At 73.6% G+C, this 16,778-nt stretch carries 12 protein-coding genes and 1 pseudogene; 10 read left to right on the forward strand and 3 right to left on the reverse strand.

The window, feature by feature from the left end:
• Positions 1–103 precede the first annotated feature (103 nt).
• The gene (gene mobA, locus RM445_RS14655) at positions 104–958 is read left to right on the forward strand and encodes a molybdenum cofactor guanylyltransferase (RefSeq protein WP_311556796.1); all 855 of its coding nucleotides are present in this window, start codon (positions 104–106) and stop codon (positions 956–958) included.
• Positions 959–979: 21 nt separating this feature from the next.
• Positions 980–2,776 carry an aldehyde ferredoxin oxidoreductase family protein gene (locus tag RM445_RS14660; protein ID WP_311556797.1) on the forward strand — a complete coding sequence of 599 codons (1,797 nt, stop codon included), beginning with the start codon at positions 980–982 and terminating at the stop codon, positions 2,774–2,776.
• Between the two features lie 419 nt (positions 2,777–3,195).
• Here RM445_RS14660 and RM445_RS14665 read toward each other — a convergent pair whose 3' ends face one another.
• Positions 3,196–4,245 carry a hypothetical protein gene (locus RM445_RS14665; RefSeq protein ID WP_311556798.1) on the reverse strand — a complete coding sequence of 350 codons (1,050 nt, stop codon included), beginning with the start codon at positions 4,243–4,245 and terminating at the stop codon, positions 3,196–3,198.
• A 61-nt stretch (positions 4,246–4,306) separates the two neighbouring features.
• Positions 4,307–5,236 (reverse strand): substrate-binding domain-containing protein, encoded by a 930-nt coding sequence (locus RM445_RS14670; protein WP_311556799.1) that lies wholly within the window; start codon positions 5,234–5,236, stop codon positions 4,307–4,309.
• A 54-nt stretch (positions 5,237–5,290) separates the two neighbouring features.
• Between RM445_RS14670 and RM445_RS14675 the strand changes: the two genes are divergently transcribed.
• The 8 genes and pseudogenes from RM445_RS14675 (at position 5,291) to RM445_RS14705 (ending at position 15,780) form a co-directional block, all read left to right on the forward strand.
• Positions 5,291–6,157 (forward strand): substrate-binding domain-containing protein, encoded by an 867-nt coding sequence (locus tag RM445_RS14675; RefSeq protein WP_311556800.1) that lies wholly within the window; start codon positions 5,291–5,293, stop codon positions 6,155–6,157.
• Positions 6,158–6,175: 18 nt separating this feature from the next.
• Positions 6,176–6,880, forward strand: coding sequence for an ABC transporter permease (locus RM445_RS14680; RefSeq protein WP_311556801.1), 705 nt, complete (start codon positions 6,176–6,178; stop codon positions 6,878–6,880).
• Between the two features lie 47 nt (positions 6,881–6,927).
• Positions 6,928–7,344 (forward strand): annotated as a pseudogene (locus tag RM445_RS32740) (ATP-binding cassette domain-containing protein); the annotation flags it as partial.
• Between the two features lie 270 nt (positions 7,345–7,614).
• Positions 7,615–7,899, forward strand: a complete 285-nt coding sequence (locus tag RM445_RS32745; protein WP_449619182.1) for a TOBE domain-containing protein — start codon at positions 7,615–7,617, stop codon at positions 7,897–7,899.
• A 39-nt stretch (positions 7,900–7,938) separates the two neighbouring features.
• A complete protein-coding gene (gene fdhF / locus RM445_RS14690; protein ID WP_311556803.1) occupies positions 7,939–10,860 on the forward strand; it encodes a formate dehydrogenase subunit alpha in 2,922 nt (973 codons plus the stop codon).
• Positions 10,857–12,611, forward strand: a complete 1,755-nt coding sequence (locus RM445_RS14695; protein WP_311556804.1) for an NAD(P)H-dependent oxidoreductase subunit E — start codon at positions 10,857–10,859, stop codon at positions 12,609–12,611. The genes fdhF and RM445_RS14695 overlap by 4 nt, the downstream gene beginning before the upstream one ends.
• On the forward strand, positions 12,608–13,843 hold the full coding sequence (locus tag RM445_RS14700; protein ID WP_311556805.1) for a molybdopterin molybdotransferase MoeA: 1,236 nt from the start codon (positions 12,608–12,610) through the stop codon (positions 13,841–13,843). The genes RM445_RS14695 and RM445_RS14700 overlap by 4 nt, the downstream gene beginning before the upstream one ends.
• A complete protein-coding gene (locus tag RM445_RS14705) occupies positions 13,840–15,780 on the forward strand; it encodes a molybdopterin biosynthesis protein (protein ID WP_311556806.1) in 1,941 nt (646 codons plus the stop codon). Before RM445_RS14700 ends, RM445_RS14705 begins: the two co-directional genes overlap by 4 nt.
• Here RM445_RS14705 and fdhD read toward each other — a convergent pair.
• Positions 15,744–16,634, reverse strand: a complete 891-nt coding sequence (fdhD, locus tag RM445_RS14710) for a formate dehydrogenase accessory sulfurtransferase FdhD (protein WP_311556807.1) — start codon at positions 16,632–16,634, stop codon at positions 15,744–15,746. The genes RM445_RS14705 and fdhD overlap by 37 nt on opposite strands.
• Between the last annotated feature and the right edge of the window lie 144 nt (positions 16,635–16,778).

Here is a 16,778-nt window from a genome sequence, read left to right on the forward strand (position 1 = left end):
GCAGCGAGGATTGGACGCGTCGTGGCCGGATCGGTGACAGCCTATGTCGGGCTGCCGACATTCGCGTGGTCCACGATCCCTGCGCGCCCCCTAGCATCGGGCCGTGGTCGAGCTCGCAGAAGCCGCCGGTGTCGTCCTCGCCGGCGGCCGGTCCTCCCGGATGGGCCGGCCCAAGGGCGCCCTGGAGTGGCACGGGTCGACACTGCTGCACCGCACGGCCGCCCTGCTCGCACGCACCGTCGGCGGCCCTGTGCTGGTCGTCGCCGCGCCCGACCAGGAGCTGCCCGAGCTTCCGCCCAAGGTCGAGGTGGTGGCCGACCCGGTCGAGGGGCTGGGGCCGATGCAGGGGCTGGCGACGGGACTGTCCGCGCTCCACGAGCGCGCCCCGGTCGCCTTCGTGTGCTCGACCGACATGCCGTTCCTGCACCCGGCGCTGGTCCGCAGGGTGTTGCGCGGATTCGCGGACCCCGAGGTGGACGTCGTGTTGCCGGTGGCGCGCGGCTACCGGCAGCCGTTGGCCGCCGGCTACCGGACGGAGCTGGCCGGGCTGATCGAGCGCTTGCTGGGTGAGGGGGACCTGAGGCCGGGGATGCTGTTCCGGCACTGCCGGGTCGCCCAGCTCGACGACGCCGCGCTGCTGACCGACGAGCTGGCGCGGCACGACCCGGAGCTGAACTCGCTGGTCAACGTCAACGAGCCCGACGACTACGCGGCCGCCGTGGCCCGTCCGGAGCCCGAGATCGTGGTCGAGCGGTTCGGGGCACTCGCGAGCGGCGGTCAGCGCGGCCCGCGCCGGGTCCGCGCGGCGTCCCTCGGTGCGGCCGCCACGGCCGTCGGGATCACGCTCGACCGGCACATCGTCGCGGCGGTCAACGGCGACCAGATGACCCGCGACGCCCGGCTCCCGCTCGTCGCCGGCGACACGGTCGCTTTCCTGTCCGCCGACGCAGGCGGGTGAGACAGGCCTACTCTCGTAACTGTGCCGGCCGGTGGGTACTTCGGACGGGCCCTGGTGGTGGACGTCGGGGACCGCGCTGCGGCGAGCGCGCCGCTCCCTCTCGGCGACGACGTCCTGCGTGCCTACCTCGGTGGGGTCGGCCTGGGTACCTGGCTGCTGCACCGGCTGGCTCCGCCCGGCGTCGACCCGCTCGCAGCGGAGGCGCCGCTCGCGTTCGTGTTCTCCCCGCTGGTCGGTACTCCGCTGACGACCAGCGCGAAGTTCGCCGTCGTGGCCAAGTCGCCGCTCACCGGCCTGCTCACCGACGCGCTGGCCTCCAGCCGGTTCGCGATCGCGGGCAAGCTGACCGGGAACGACGCGATCGTCGTGCGGGGCCGGGCGGCCGAACTCTCGGTGCTCCTGGTCGACGGTGACGGCGCCCGTCTCGAACCCGCGCCGGAGCTGGCCGGGCTGCCTGCCGCGCAGGCCGAGTTGGCGGCGCGGGAGCGGTTCGGGCGCGGCTGGCAGACCGCCGCCATCGGGCCGGCGGGGGAGCGGCAGGTCCTCTACGCCACGGTCAGCCACGACGGCCGCCACGCCGGCCGCGGGGGGCTGGGCGCGGTCCTGGGGGCCAAGAACATCAAAGCCGTCCTCGTCCGGTCGGCCACCCGGGTCGACGTCCACGACCAGGTGGCCGTGCTGGCCGCGGCGAAGGACCTGCGGACGCGGAGCTTCGGGCCGGCCACCGCGAAGTACCGCGAGCTGGGCACCCTGGCCAACCTGCTCGCGTTCAACGCCGTCTCCACGCTCCCGACCCGCAACTTCACCGCGGCCACCTTCGACGGCGCCCCCCGGCTGGCCGCCGAGGAGCTGCACGAGCTGCGCGGGGTCGCCCGCAACTCGTGCGCGTCCTGCTCGATCGGCTGCGAGCACATCTACTCCCGCAAAGGCGGCGGGAGCCAGCGCATGGAGTACGAGAACGTGTTCGCGCTCGGGCCGCTGTGCGGGGTGTCCGATCCGGACGACGTGTTCGCGGCCAGCGCCCGGTGCGACGAGCTGGGCCTGGACACGATCTCGGCGGGCGGCACGATCGCCTGGGCAATGGAGTGCGTCGAGCGCGGGCTGATCGACGCGCCGTGGCTGCGGTTCGGCGACGGGGCCGCGCTCCTGCGCGCGCTCGACCTCATCGGCGCCCGCAGCGGCCTCGGCGAGCTGCTGGCCCAGGGGTCGAGGCGGGCGGCCGAGATCGTCGGAAACGGCTCGATCGCCTTCGCGCCGCAGGTCAAGGGTCTGGAGCTGCCCGGGTACGAGCCGCGCACGCTGCAGTCGATGGCGCTGGGACTGGCCGTCAACTCCCGGGGCGCCGACCACAACCGCTCCGGCGCCTACGAGGCCGACCTCTCCGGTGAGCACGACCGACTCGACGGTGGCCCGGCCCACGTCGCGGCGGCCGTCGGCACCGAGGACCGGGCCGCGGTGATGGACTCGATGATCCTCTGCAAGTTCCTCCGCGGTGTCTTCGAGGACCCGTTCACCGAGTGGGCCGCGCTCATGGCATCGGTCACCGGCTGGGACCTCGACGCGGCCGAGCTGCGCACCACGGCCCGGCGCATCGTGCTGGCCAAGCGGGTGTTCAACCTGCGCGAGGGCGCCACGGCCGCGGACGACACGCTGCCGCGCCGCATGCTGGAGACGCCGCTGGAGCTGGGTTCCGGGCGCACCGCAGCGCTGAGCGAAGACCGGTTGCGGGCCATGGTCGGCGGCTACTACGCCGCCCGCGGCTGGGACGTCGAGGGCGTTCCGACACCGGAAGACCTCGCCGGGCTCGGGCTCGGCTAGAGCACTCCGCTCGGCCGACCCGGACGTCGAGCCACCCAGGCCGTGTCAGAAGGGCGGCGGCTCGTGGTCGGCGGGCGGAGGTCGGGCCTCGGTCCGTGCCGGTGGATAGGGCTGCAGCAGGACCGGCCTCGTACCAGCTTCCACTCGCTCCAGGTGGCTTGTCCGGACGCGGCAGAGGCTCGCGGACCTGGATGTGCCGGGCCAGTGCCGCGGCGGGGAACCGGTCGTCGGAACGCTCGTCGAGCCCGGCGAGCACCGCATGGCGGCCGGCGTACCGGGTGGCGATGTCGGTCACGACTGCGGCCCAGCCGGAAACCTGACCTTCAGGGGAGTGGCATTCGGCGGCGAGCCGGTCCATCTGCGCGGCGGAGACATCCAGCTCGACGATCCCGCCGTGGCAGCGGCCCTCACCCACCGACTCAGCTCCTGCGAGGAGGCCGGGCGGGCGGTGGCGGGTCACCCCGGCCAGCAACAGATGGCCGTCGTCGTCGGTGACGGCGAACCGCCACTCTGCGCCTCGGAGCTGCCGGTCCACGACGGCACGGGCGACCGGCGCGAGGACGGGGCCGAGCCCGGGGATCTCCCCGGGCCGCTCGTCGAGCCCGATCAGCGTGGTCAACCCGACCCGGACCTCGATGCCGACTCGTGCCGACTCGTACCGGAACGTCCGTGCTCGCCTCCGGCGTACCGCCAGCCATGACCGGTTCAGTCGCGACCGGTCCGATCGTGACCGGTTCGGTCGTGTCGGTGTCCGCGTTGGTGTCGCCGCCCATGGTGTCGCCAAGTCGGTCTTCCGGGCGGGGCTGGCGGAGGAGCGCGGCGATGATCTGGTCCTTGGACCGGCCATGGAACCGTCCGTCCAGAAGCCCGAGGAACAGGTCCGCGGCGATCTGCCCGACCCGACCGGGGTGCCCGGCTCGCTTGGCCGATTCCGCCAGCCGGTCGACTCGGGCGCACGCCACCGCCGCCTCGTCGGCGGGCAGCCCGGACCCGGTGACTGAGACCGTGCCGTCGTCGGCGAGCATCGCGGTCACCGTCCGTGCGCGCACTGCCCTCGTGTAGCGGCGGCGGGCCCAGCCGGGGTCGAGGTGCTGGGCGAACACCACGGCCTTGCCGCGGTCGATCCGCCCAGCCGACAGGGCGGCGAAGACGTCCGGCAGCCGGCGCACGACGACGTCGGCCAGCCCGAGCTCCCGGTCGGCCGTGCGGTGGGCCCAGGTCAGCGCGGCGGCGATCTCTCCGGGCGCCCAATCGGCCACCATGCCGGTCGACATTGCAGGATCGTCGCCGCCGCTCGGGTCGGTCAGCCCGACGTCGACCATCGTCGCCCACAGCCGTGCCTGCTCGTGCGCGCACTCCACTAAGCGGTCGCTTGGCACCAGACGTGGGTCCAGCGCGTTCAGGGCCGCGGAGAGCGCAGGGCCGGGCGACACTGTCGCCAACCCCTCGAGCACGCCCGCTTCCACCATGGATCGAACATACATTCGAGCCCCGACAGTTCCGGGCATTCCGGGTCTCCCGAACCCGTTCTCACGCGAGGTCAGGCCGGGCATCCAGATCGACCACCTCGCCCGACCTCGCCGTGTCGTACCCACCCAGTGCCTCGACCGCGGCCTGCACCTTCGAACTGCGCACCGCGGTGACGAGCGGGGCGGCCGGGTCGAGCGCGTCGCCGGGAAGGACCAGGTCGTAGTCCTCCCAGGCGACCGGCACGAAGCGCAGGTCCAGTGCGGCGGCCGCGGAGCGGACGCCCAGCCCGGCGTCGACGATCCCCCCAGCGACGGCCAGCGCGACCTCCAGGTGGGAGCCGAACTCGGGCCCGCGGAGGGCGTCGGGGTCGAGGCCGGCGTCGAGGAGCAGGCGGTCGAGAAGGGCTCGGGTACCCGTGCCCGGGGCCCGCCGCGCCACCCTCCGCCCGGCCAGCTCGGGGATCGACGTCGGCCCCGAGCGGTCGGGCGGGATCAGCAGCCCCTGCTCGCGTCGCCACAGGTGCACCAGGTGGGGGCGGCGGCCACGTAGCAGGGCGCGGGCGAACGGCGCGTTGTACAGCCCGCTGTGGTGCAGCAGGTGGACGGCCGCGGCGTCTGCGCGACCCTGTGCGACCGCGCGCAGGCCGGCGGCGCTGCCGGCGGCGGGCACCGGCACCACGCTTCGGCCGAGCCCGCGGACCACCAGGTCGAGAGCAGGGTCGTCGCTCCCCGCCAACCGCAGGACGACCTGACCGTGCAGGAAGCGGCGCGCGGCGAACAGGGCGTCGGCGGCGACGAGGGCGCGGCGCCGGTCGGCGAGCTCGATCAGCCCGGCCTCGGCCAGCGCCCGTTGCGCGCGGCTGGCCGTCGACGGGGTGGTCGACCACTGCCTGCCGAGCTCGCGGATCCCGGGCAGCTCGTCGCCCGGGACGAGGTCGCCGGCGACGATCCGGCGCGCGAGCTCCTCGCCGATCTCCCGGTATCGGGTCATGTCGCGACACCCTAGGGTTGTCGGGAACTGCACTGTGGCAGAAAGAGACACTCCATGCGTCGCACGATCCCGGCTCTGGTCCTCGCGGCGGTGCTGCTGCTCGTGGGGTGCGGCAGCACCGCGGCCCTGACGCCGTCGGCCGCGGGACCGTCGGCGGAGAAGTCGCTGATCCTGGCCACGACCACCAGCACCCAGGACTCGGGGCTGCTCGACGAGCTGCTTCCGCAGTTCACCCGGGACAGCGGGTGGCAGGTCAAGACGCTCGCCGTGGGCAGCGGCCAGGCCATCGAACTCGGGCGCCGGGGCGAGGCCGACGTGCTGCTCGTGCACTCGCCGGCCGCGGAGCAGGCGTTCGTGGCCGAGGGCACGGCCGGGCAGCGGCGGCTGGTGATGCACAACGACTTCGTGCTCGTCGGACCGGGATCAGACCCGGCCGGGATCCGCGGCCTCGACAGCGTCGGAGCGGTCGCGAAGATCGCCGCTGCGCGGGCGCTGTTCGTCTCCCGTGGCGACGACTCGGGCACCCACGCCCGGGAGAAGGACCTCTGGAAGAAGGCCGGGATCACCCCGGAGGGGAGCTGGTACCAGGCCACGGGGCAGGGCATGGGGGCGACGCTGCGGGTGGCGAGCGAGAAGGCGGGCTACACGCTCTCGGACCGGGCCACCTACCTGGCCCAGCGCGACACGCTCGCGCTCGACGTGCTCAGCGAGGGCGACCCGGGCCTGCTGAACGTCTACCACGTGATCGAGATGACGACGAAGGCCGGCGAGCGGGTGCAGCCCGGCGGGGCACAGGCGTTCGCCGACTGGATCGTCTCACCGACGGTGCAGCAGCAGGTCGGCGAGTTCGGTCGGGCGACGTTCGGGCAGCCGCTGTTCACGCCGGACGCGGGCAAGGACGAGGCCGGCCTCGGTGCCTGAGCACAGGCCGGGGGAGCGGTGGACGTGCTGCTGGACGGTTTGCTCCAGGCAGTCCGGATGCTGCTCACCGGCGACGAGGACACGTGGTCGATCACCGCGCTGACGCTGCGGGTCTCGCTCACCGCCACCACCGTGGCGTTGCTGCTCGGGGTGCCGCTGGGCACGGCGCTGGCTCTCGGCCGCTTCCCCGGCCGGCGGATGCTGCTGGCCGCGGCCAACACCGGGATGGGTCTGCCGCCGGTGGTGGTCGGGTTGTTCGTCACCGTGCTGCTGTGGCGTAGCGGGCCGCTCGGCGCGTTCGGGTTGCTGTACAGCTCGACCGCCATGGTCGTCGCCCAGGCGCTGATCGCCACTCCGATCGTGTCCGCGCTGACGGCCGCGGCGCTCCAGCAGGTCGACCCGGACTTCCTGCTGCAGATGCGCGCGCTGGGTGCGACCCGGGCACGGGCGCTACGGGCGCTGCTCGCCGAGGCCCGGTTGCCGCTGCTCGCGGCCGCCCTGGCCGGGTTCGGCGCGGTCGTGAGCGAGGTGGGCGCCGCGCAGATGGTCGGCGGGAACATCGCGGGCCAGACCAGGGTGCTTACCACCGCCGCCGTACTCGCGACCAGCCGGGGCCAGTTCGCCCTGGCCATCGCCTTCGGCCTCGTGCTGCTGGCCATCGCCTTCGCGGTCAACCTCTTCGTGACCCTCGCCCAGCAACGTGACTCCCGACCGTCGTCATGAGCATCGGCTGTCGGAGCCTGCGCGTCACCGACCGTGGCGGTGAGCTGCTCGCGGTGGACTTCCTGGAGGTCGCCGACGGCGAGACGCTGGCCGTGCTCGGTCCGAACGGTGCCGGCAAGTCGACGCTGCTCCGGGCGCTCGCCCACCTCGAGCCGCGAGCTGCGCGAGCCGAGGTGCTCCTCGACGGCGAGCCGGCTGCGCCCGCCCAGCTGCGCACCGCGGTCGCGGCCGTGCTGCAGCGCCCCGTCCTGCAACGGACCTCCGTGCTCGACAACGCGGCCGCCGGCCTGCGGCTGCGGGGAACGCCCCGGGCCCGGGCCCGCCGGCTCGCCCGCCCCTGGCTCGATGCGCTCGGGATCGCGCACCTCGCCGACCGGCACGCCCGCACCCTGTCTGGCGGCGAGGCCCAGCGCGTGGCCATCGCCCGGGCTCTCGCCGTGGAGTCGCGGGTCCTGCTGCTCGACGAACCGTTCGCCGGCCTGGACGCCACCACCCGTGCCGACCTGATCGCCGACCTGCGGACCGCCCTCGACCGGTCGACTGCGGCCGTCGTGCTCGTCACCCACGACCGGGACGAGGCCGCCGCGCTCGCGCACCGCACGGCTCTGCTGCTGCGGGGGCGCATCCGCCAGCTCGGCACCACAGCTGACGTCCTCGACTCACCGGCCGACCCCGAGTGCGCCCGGCTGCTCGGCTACACCACCCACCTCCCGCCCGAGCTCACCGGCCACGACGTGCTCCTCGTCGCCCGACCCGAACGCTGCCGGCTCCTGGCAGTGACCGATCCGGCCACAACGCGCCGGATCAAGTGGGGGGTCGCGCCGGCAGGGACAGAAGTGGTCGTCCCGGGCACGCTGCGCCGGGTCGTCCCCCTGGGGGGAACCACACGGGTCGACGTCGACACCGCCGCGGGGTCCGTCGCCGTCCTGACGACGGCCGAGGTGACGACCGCACCGGGGGGTCCGGTGTGCGTCGCGGTCGACGCCCGGGACGCACGGGAATGCCCGCCTCCGGGCTAGGGTGGGTGTTCCGCAGGTCACAGGTGATCGGGGGTCGTCATGACCGCGACAGAAGAACGCCCAGTCGCCGTCCGCACGGTGAGCGTGACGATCGACGGACAGCAGGTCACCGTCGGAGAGGGCACCACGATCTTCGACGCCGCCAGGCAGGTCGGCGTGGACATCCCGGTGCTGTGCCACAACGAGCGCTACGACCCCGTCGGGGTCTGCCGGATGTGCGTGGTCGACACCGGCGGGCGGGTCTTCGCCGCGGCCTGCGTGCGCCCGTGCGAGGACGGCATGGAGGTCAAGACGGCCACCGAGGAGGTCGAGCGCAGCCGCGCGGTTCTCACCGAGCTGCTGATGACCGATCAGCCGCCGCGCGCCGACGACCCCAAGGACACCAAGACCCGCGACAACCTGCTGCTCGAGCTGGCCGACGGCTTCGGCGTCGCCCGCGAGACCACCGAGCTGCCGTGCGGGTCGGGCCGCGGCACCGACTCGTCCAACCCCGTCATCGACGTCGACCACGACGCCTGCATCCTGTGCGACCGCTGCGTCCGGGCCTGCGACGACATCCAGGGCAACGACGTCATCGGCCGCTCCGGCAAGGGCTACTCGACCCGGATCGCCTTCGACCTGAACGACCCGATGGGTGCCAGCTCGTGCGTCACGTGCGGCGAGTGCGTGCAGGCCTGCCCGACCGGGGCACTGACCAACAAGCCGATCCGCGGCATCCCGATCCGCCCGCGCGAGGAGCTCGACGCCGTCGACAGCGTCTGCCCGTACTGCGGGGTCGGCTGTGCGCTGACCTACTACGTCGACCGCGAACGGGGCGCGATCTCCTTCGCCGAGGGGCGCGACCAGCCGGGCTCGCAGAGCAGGCTGTGCGTGAAGGGCCGCTACGGCTGGGACTACGCGGCGTCACCGCAGCGGCTGACCGTGCCGCTGATCCGCATCGACGCGGCCTACCCGAAGGGGCCCCTCTCTGCGGACGTCCGCGGCGACAGCCACAACGACCGGGGCCGCGTGAACGGCGGCGAGCGCAGTGGTGGGGGACGCAAGCCGGGCGACAAGCGCGGCGGCCGGCGCAAGCCCGGCGGGCTGGTCGACTACGACGAGGTCATGCCCCACTTCCGGGAGGCCACCTGGGACGAGGCCCTGGACCTGGTCGCCCGCCGGCTCCGGGAGGTCCACACCGCGGGCGGGCCGGGCGCCATCGCCGGCTTCGGATCGGCCAAGTGCTCCAACGAAGAGGCGTACCTCTTCCAGAAGCTCATCCGCACCGGCTTCGGCACGAACAACGTCGACCACTGCACCCGGCTGTGCCACGCCTCGTCGGTCGCGGCGCTGTTCGAGGGCGTCGGTTCGGGGGCGGTGTCCACCACGTACGGGGACGTGGCCAACGCCGACTGCGTGATCATCACCGGCTCGAACCCGACCGCCAACCACCCGGTGGCCAGCTCGTTCTTCAAGCAGGCCCGCCGCCGCGGCACCAAGGTCATCTACGTCGACCCGCGGGCGTCCACGGTGTCCGAGCATGCCGACATCTTCGTGCAGCTCAAGCCGGGCACGGACGTGGCGTTCTACAACGCGGTGATGCACGAGGTCATCCGGCTCGGACTGGTCGACCGGGAGTTCATCGCGAACCGCACGTCGAACTACGACGAGCTGGCCCGCACCGTCGCCGACTACCCACCGGAACGCGCTGCGCAGATCACCGGCGTGGACGCCGACACCATCCGCGAGGTCGCCCGGACCTGGGGCGAGGCCGGCGCCGCGGTCGTCTACTGGGGGATGGGGATCTCCCAGCACACCACCGGCACCGACAACGCCCGGTGCCTGATCGCGCTGTGCTCGATCACCGGCAACGTCGGGCGCCCGGGCACCGGGCTGCACCCGCTGCGCGGGCAGAACAACGTGCAGGGCGCCTCGGACGCCGGGTTGGTCCCGATGTTCTACCCCGGCTACCAGGGCGTGGACGTCGACAAGATCCGGCTGCGGTTCGAGGAGGCCTGGGGCACCCCGGCCCTCGACCCGAAGCGCGGGCTGACCGTCACCGAGATCATCAAGTCGGTGCTGGAGCCCGACGGCGTCCGGGGCATGTACATGCTCGGCGAGAACCCGTTCCTGTCCGACCCGAACATCAACAAGGTGCGCAAGGCGCTCTCCGCGCTGGACTTCCTGGTGGTCCAGGACATCTTCCTGACCGAGACCGCCGAGTTCGCCGACGTGATCCTGCCGGCCACCTCCTACTTGGAGAAGAACGGCACGTACACCAACACCGACCGCCGGGTGCAGCTCGGCCGCAAGGTGATGGACCCGCCCGGGCAGGCCCGCCCGGACTGGGAGATCGTCCAGGACATCGCCCGGCGGATCGGGCTCGACTGGAGCTACGGCGACCCCAGCGAGGTCTTCGACGAGATGGTCGCGCTGGTGCCGTCGTACAAGAACCTGCGGTACGACAACCTCGGGCTGTCCGGCAAGCTCTATCCGAACGCCGACCCGGAGCACACCGACGGCACGATCGTCATGTTCGACGAGCGGTTCAACACCGACGACGGCCTGGCCCACCTGGTGCCGGCGCAGTGGCTGCCGCCCAAGGAACTGCCCGACGCGGAGTACCCGCTGGTGCTCAACACCGGGCGGCTCCTGGAGCACTGGCACACCGGCTCGATGACCCGCCGCTCGTTCGCGCTGGACGCGATCTCCCCCGTCGCAGAGGTGTACATGCATCCGAAGGACGCCGCCGACCGCGGCCTGGCGCACGGCGAGATGGCCCGCGTACGGTCGCGGCGCGGCACGATCGAGCTGCTGGTGCGCGTCTCGCACCGTGAGCAGCTGGGCAACTGCTTCATCCCGTTCCACTTCCGGGAGGCCGCGGCCAACCTGCTGACCATCGACGAGATCGACCCGTTCGGGAAGATCCCCGAGTTCAAGTTCTGCGCCGTGCAGGTGGAGCCGCCGGGGGTCCGGGCATGACCGAACTGACCGACCGGGCGGCCGAGGTACGGGCCCGCCGGGTACCGGGTGTGGAGGGGCGGGCCGGGAAGTTCCCCGGGCCGTCGCTCATCCCGGCGCTCAACGCGATCCAGGCCCGGCTGGGGTGGCTGCCGCGGGCGGAGCTGGAAGAGCTCGCGCGCGACACCCGCCGCCCGCGGTACGAGATCGAGGGCCTGATCTCGTTCTACCCGCACTTCCGCACCGAGCCGCCGGCGAAGGTCGCGCTGCACGTCTGCCACGACCTGCCGTGCTTCCTCCGCGATGGCGAGGCCCGCCTGGCCGAGATGCGCGAGCGCTACGGGAACGACGCGGAGGTCGAGCTGGTCGAGGTGTCGTGTCTCGGGCGCTGCGACGTCGCGCCGGCAGTCGCGGTGAACGAGCGGCCCGCGTCGATCGAGGAGGCCGACGCGCTCGTGGCCGGCGCGCGGTCCGGCGACATAGGCGTTGCGCCGGCGAACGAGCGCACCGAACCCTGGCCCAACGACCCCTACCCGGCCGGCTCGGGGGTCGCCGAGCGCTACGCCACCCTGCGTGCCCTGCTGGCCGGCGAGCTCGACGCGGACACGATCGTGCAGACGCTGAAGGACTCGACGTTGCGGGGAATGGGCGGGGCCGGGTTCCCGACCGGGCAGAAGTGGGAGCTGGTCCGCCGCGTTCAGCCGGGCGACGTGAAGTACGCGATCTGCAACGCCGACGAGTCGGAGCCGGGCACCTTCAAGGACCGGCAGATCCTCGCCACTCAGCCGCACCTGGTGCTGGAGGGACTGCTGCTGGGCATGGCCGTCGTGGGCGCCGAGCAGGGTTGGGTCTTCATCCGCCACGAGTACGGCCCCGAGGAGCACGTCCTGCGCGCCGAGCTGGACGCCCTGCGTGCCGCCGGCGTGATCGGACCGGACGCCTGCGGCAGCAGGCGACGGTTGGACGTGGAGGTGTTCGTCTCCCCGGGCGGCTACATCCTCGGCGAGGAGACCGCGCTGCTGGAGTGCATGGAGGGCCACCGCGGGGAGCCGCGCAACAAGCCGCCGTTCCCCGGCAACTACGGACTGCACGGCAGGCCGACGCTGATCAACTCGGTGGAGACCTTCGCCGACGTGCCGGTGATCGTCCAGCGCGGCGCGCAGTGGTGGTCGGACCAGGGTGCGGGCGACTCGGTCGGCTGGAAGTTCTTCGCCGTGTCCGGGCACGTCGAGCGGCCGGACGTCTACTGCGTGCCGATGGGCACCACCGTGCGCGAGCTGATCGAGCTGGCCGGCGGGGTGAGCGGTGGCCGGGAGGTCGGGGCGGTGCAGCCGGGCGGGGCGTCGTCGAACTTCATCGGGCCGGACAAGCTGGACATGCCGCTGGACTTCGGTGCCGCGGCGGAGAACGGCACGATGCTCGGGTCGGGGGCGATGGTCGTGCTGGCCGAGGGCACCGACCTGCTGGCCGCGTCGACCAACGTGCTGCGGTTCTTCCGCAACGAGTCGTGCGGCAAGTGCGTGCCGTGCCGACTGGGCTCGACCAAGGCGCACGCGATCCTGCGCGACGTGGTCGAATCCGGCTCGGAGCTGGACGACGACCGGCGGGCGCACATCGTGCGGCTGGAGGAGGCCATGCGCAAGACCTCCATCTGCGGGCTGGGCCAGGTCGCGCTGGGTCCCGTGCTGAGCGTCCTCGGGCTCAACAAGGGCGGTGCCGCGGCGCGGGAGCAGCCCCGCCCGGGCGGCGCCGACGGCCAGCCGGACCGGTGAATCGAGAGTTCTTCACCGCGAGGACGGTCGGGGAGGCGCTGGCCGGGTTCCGTCCGGAGCGGCGCACCGCCGTGGAGGACGTCGGGCTGGCCGAGGCGCTGCACCGGGTGCCGGCCACCGACGTCCGCGCGCCGACGGCGATGCCCGGCTTCGCCCGCTCGACGGTCGACGGCTACGCGGTCCGGGCCGCCGACACGTACGGCGCCTCCGAGGGCCTGCCCTCCTACCTCGACCTGGCCGGAGCGGTGCGGATGGGCGCCGCGCCCACGGTCGCCGTGTCGCACGGGAAATGCGTGGCGATCCCGACCGGCGCGGTGCTGCCGGAGGGGGCGGACGCGGTGGTGATGGTCGAGTTCACCGCGGAGACCATGCCCGGCACGGTCGAGGTGACCCGGCCGGTCGCACCGGGGGCCGGGCTGGTCCGGGCCGACGAGGACGCCGCCGCGGGTGACGTCTTGGTGAGCGCAGGCCGCCCGCTGCGTGCCCCGCAGCTCGGGTTCCTGGCCGCGGCCGGTGTGACGGCGCTGGCGGTGCACGCCCGCCCGCGGGTCGCGATCGTGTCCACCGGCGACGAGGTGGTGCCGCCGGAGACGGCCGTGCTCGCCGCCGGTCAGGTCCGCGACGCGACCACATCCGCGCTGGCCGGGCTGGTCCGCGACGCCGGCGGGGAGCCCGTGGCCGTCGGGATCGTCCCGGACGACCGCGACGCCCTCGAGTCGACGCTGAGAGCCGCGCTCGCGGACGCCGACCTGGTGGTCGTCTCCGCCGGGTCGTCGGTCGGCGCCCGCGACGAGACCGCCGGGGCGGTTGCCGCGCTGGGGGAGATCTGGTGCCACGGGCTGGCCGTGAAGCCCGGCAAGCCGACGCTGCTGGCCGAGTGCTCCGCCACGTCCGAAGGCAGCACAGTGCCGCTGATCGGGCTTCCCGGCAACCCGCTGTCCGCGCTGGTGGTGTTCCGGCTGGTCGGGGTGCCGCTGGTGTGGCGGTTGGCGGGGGCCGAGCGCGTCCCTCCGGAACCTGTCGTGCACGCCCGGCTGGGCCGCGACCTGGCCTCGGCGACCGGACGGCTGGACGTCGTGCAGGTCGCCGTGTGCGACGGCGTCGCGGAGCCGTTGTTCGGGCCCTCCGCGCTGCTGTCGGTGCTGGCCCGGGCGGACGGTTACGTGGTCGTCCCGGAGGCGGCGACCGGGCTCGACGGCGGCACCGATGTGGAGGTCATCCTGTACCGATGAGGACACCGCCGAGCCCGTTCGTGTCCGACATCCCCGCCGAGGAGGCGCGGCAGGCGTGGCACGAGGCGTGCGCGGCCGCCGGGTGCCCGCCGCGCGTCGACGCCGTGCCGCTGCCGGTCGGCGACGCGGTCGGCCGGGTCACGGCGGAGTCGGTGTGGGCGCAGCGGTCGTCGCCGGCGTTCGACTCCGCGGCCATGGACGGCATCGCCGTGCGGGCGGCCGCGACGGTCGGTGCCGCGGAGACCACGCCGGTGCTGCTGGACGACTTCGCGGTGGTCGACACCGGCGACCCGCTGCCGAGCGGCTACGACGCCGTCGTCATGCGCGAGCACGTGCACCACACCCCGGACGGGCGCGCCGAGCTCCGGGCCGCCGTCCCGCCCTACCAGCACGTCCGCTCGATCGGCGAGGACATCAGCGCCACCGAACTGCTGCTCCCCGCGGGCCACCGACTCCGCCCGGTCGACGTCGCCGCGTGTGCCGCCGCGGGCGTGGTCGAGCTGGTCGTGCGCCGCAGGCCGCGCGTGGTGGTCATCCCGACCGGCGACGAGATCCGCCCGGTCGGCACCGAGCTTGCCCCCGGCGAGATCGCCGACACCAACTCCGTGATGCTGGCGGCGCAGGCCGCCGAGATCGGCTGCGAGACCCGGACCACCGGCATCGTCGCCGACGACCCCGAGCTGATCACCGCCGCGGTCCGCGAGGCCACCGTCGACGCCGACCTGGTGATCCTCATCGCGGGGTCGAGCGCCGGACGCGACGACTACACCGCACGCGTCGTCGCGTCCGCCGGCTCGCTGGCCGTCCACGGCGTCGCCGTGCGTCCCGGGCACCCGGTGGTGCTGGGCACGGTGGCCGGCGACCCGGCCACCCCGATCCCCGCCACCCCGATTCTGGGCGCCCCCGGCTACCCGGTCTCGGCCGCGCTGACCTTCGACATCTTCGCCGCGCCGATGCTCGCCGCGCTCGAGGGCGCGGCCCCCCGGGAGCGGCCGACGACCACAGCCCGGCTGGCGCGCAAGCTGGCGTCGGCCATCGGCTCCGACGACTGGGTCCGGGTGCGGCTGGGTCGCGTCGGCGCGGACGTCGTGGCGACACCCCTCCCGCGCGCGGCCGGTGTGCTGACCTCGCTGGTCCGGGCCGACGGCCTCCTGGTCGTGCCGGCCGGGGTGGAGGGACATCACGCGGGCGAGCGGGTCCGGGTCGAGCTGCTGCGCGGGCTCGCCGACATCGATCGCACGATCGTCGCGATCGGCTCGCACGACCTGGTGCTCGACATGGCCGCCTCGGCGCTGCGCGCGACCGACCCCCTGCGCACGCTGGCGTCGTCGAACGTCGGGTCGCTGGGCGGGCTGGTCGCGCTGCGCGACGGGCTGTGCCACCTGGCCGGCTCGCACCTGCTCGATCCGGCCACCGGCGAGTACACGCTGCCGTACCTGGACCGGATCTTCGGCGCAGGCATCGAGCTGGCCGTGGTCCGGCTGGTGCACCGCGACCAGGGTCTTCTGGTCGCCCCCGGCAACCCGTTGGGGCTGACCGGCATCGCCGACCTCACCCGCCCCGGCCTGCGCTACGTCAACCGCCAGCGCGGGGCCGGTACCCGGGTGCTGCTCGACCACGAGCTGGGTCGGCTCGGTGTCGACCCGACCGCCGTCGTCGGCTACTCCCGCGAGGAGCACACCCACCTCGGGGTGGCCGCCGCCGTCGCCGCCGGTCGCGCCGACACGGGCCTGGGCATCCAGGCCGCCGCCCGGGCGTTCGGGCTGGACTTCGTGCCGGTCGCCCGCGAGCCCTACGACCTCGTGCTCCGCCCCGAGTCGCTGGCGGACCCCAGGATGGCGCCCCTGTGGGCGTTGCTGGAGCAGCCCGACTTCCGTGCCGACGTGGAGAAGCTCGGTGGCTACTCGTGCGCCGAGACCGGCCGACGGATCCGCTGATCCTCGAGCGGAGTGTCGTCTGCGGTGCCGTCCACAATGCGGTCGGGCCCGGCGTAGACGTTCATCGTCGTGCCCCGCAGGAAGCCGACCAGCGTCGTCCCGGACTCGACGGCCAGCTCGACGGCCAGCGACGACGGCGCCGAGACGGCGGCGAGCACCGGGACCCCGGCCATCACCGCCTTCTGCACCAGCTCGAAGGATGCACGCCCCGAGACCATGAGCACGCAGCCCGACGCCGGCACGCGCCCCTGCAGCAATGCCCAGCCGAGGACCTTGTCGACGGCGTTGTGCCGGCCGACGTCCTCGCGGACCACCAGCGCCGTGCCGTCCGGGGTGAAGAGCCCGGCGGCGTGCAGACCGCCGGTGGATTCGAAGATCCGCTGGGCTTCGCGCAACGCGTCGGGCAGGGCGTAGAGCGTGGCGGCGTCGACCCGGACGGGGTCACCCGCGGGGGAGAAGCGGGTGCGCAACCGGACGGCGTCCAGGCTCGCCTTCCCGCAGACGCCGCACGACGAGGTGGTGTAGAAGTTGCGCTCCACGCCGGTCTCCGGAGGCGCGACGCCGGGGGCGAGCGCGACGTCCAGGACGTTGTAGGTGTTCGTGCCCGTGTCGTCCACCGAGTCGCAGTAGCGGGCGGCCGCGAGCTCGTCCGCCGCGGTGATCACACCCTCGGTGAGCAGGAACCCGTGGGCGAGTTCGACGTCGTGCCCGGGGGTGCGCATCGTGACCGCGAGCGGGCGGCCGTCGACCCGCAGCTCCAGGGGTTCCTCGACGGCCAGCGCGTCCGGTCGGCGTGTCGGCGTCCGCCCCGCTGCCAGCCGTACCACCGGACGGCGCACCGTCAGCCTGCCCACCGGCCTCACGGTACACACGCCGACGCCCACCGGCCGGTCGGCGCACGACATCCTGATCGGGTGAACCCCACGGCCGTGTCCGCGATGTAATGCACACCGCGTACGGCGAGTCGAACCCACGGCCTCGACCGGCGTACAACTTCA

The organism is Pseudonocardia charpentierae (assembly GCF_031845345.1).
GTDB lineage: Bacteria > Actinomycetota > Actinomycetes > Mycobacteriales > Pseudonocardiaceae > Pseudonocardia > Pseudonocardia charpentierae.

What these genes read in the sequence shown, in the direction of transcription:
- RM445_RS14665 (WP_311556798.1), bottom strand. Translation starts at nt 4,245, where the DNA reads ATGGTGGAAGCGGGCGTGCTCGAGGGGTTGGCGACAGTGTCGCCCGGC.
- RM445_RS14670 (WP_311556799.1), bottom strand. Translation starts at nt 5,236, where the DNA reads ATGACCCGATACCGGGAGATCGGCGAGGAGCTCGCGCGCCGGATCGTC.
- RM445_RS14675 (WP_311556800.1), top strand. Translation starts at nt 5,291, where the DNA reads ATGCGTCGCACGATCCCGGCTCTGGTCCTCGCGGCGGTGCTGCTGCTC.
- fdhF (WP_311556803.1), top strand. Translation starts at nt 7,939, where the DNA reads ATGACCGCGACAGAAGAACGCCCAGTCGCCGTCCGCACGGTGAGCGTG.
- RM445_RS14695 (WP_311556804.1), top strand. Translation starts at nt 10,857, where the DNA reads ATGACCGAACTGACCGACCGGGCGGCCGAGGTACGGGCCCGCCGGGTA.
- RM445_RS14705 (WP_311556806.1), top strand. Translation starts at nt 13,840, where the DNA reads ATGAGGACACCGCCGAGCCCGTTCGTGTCCGACATCCCCGCCGAGGAG.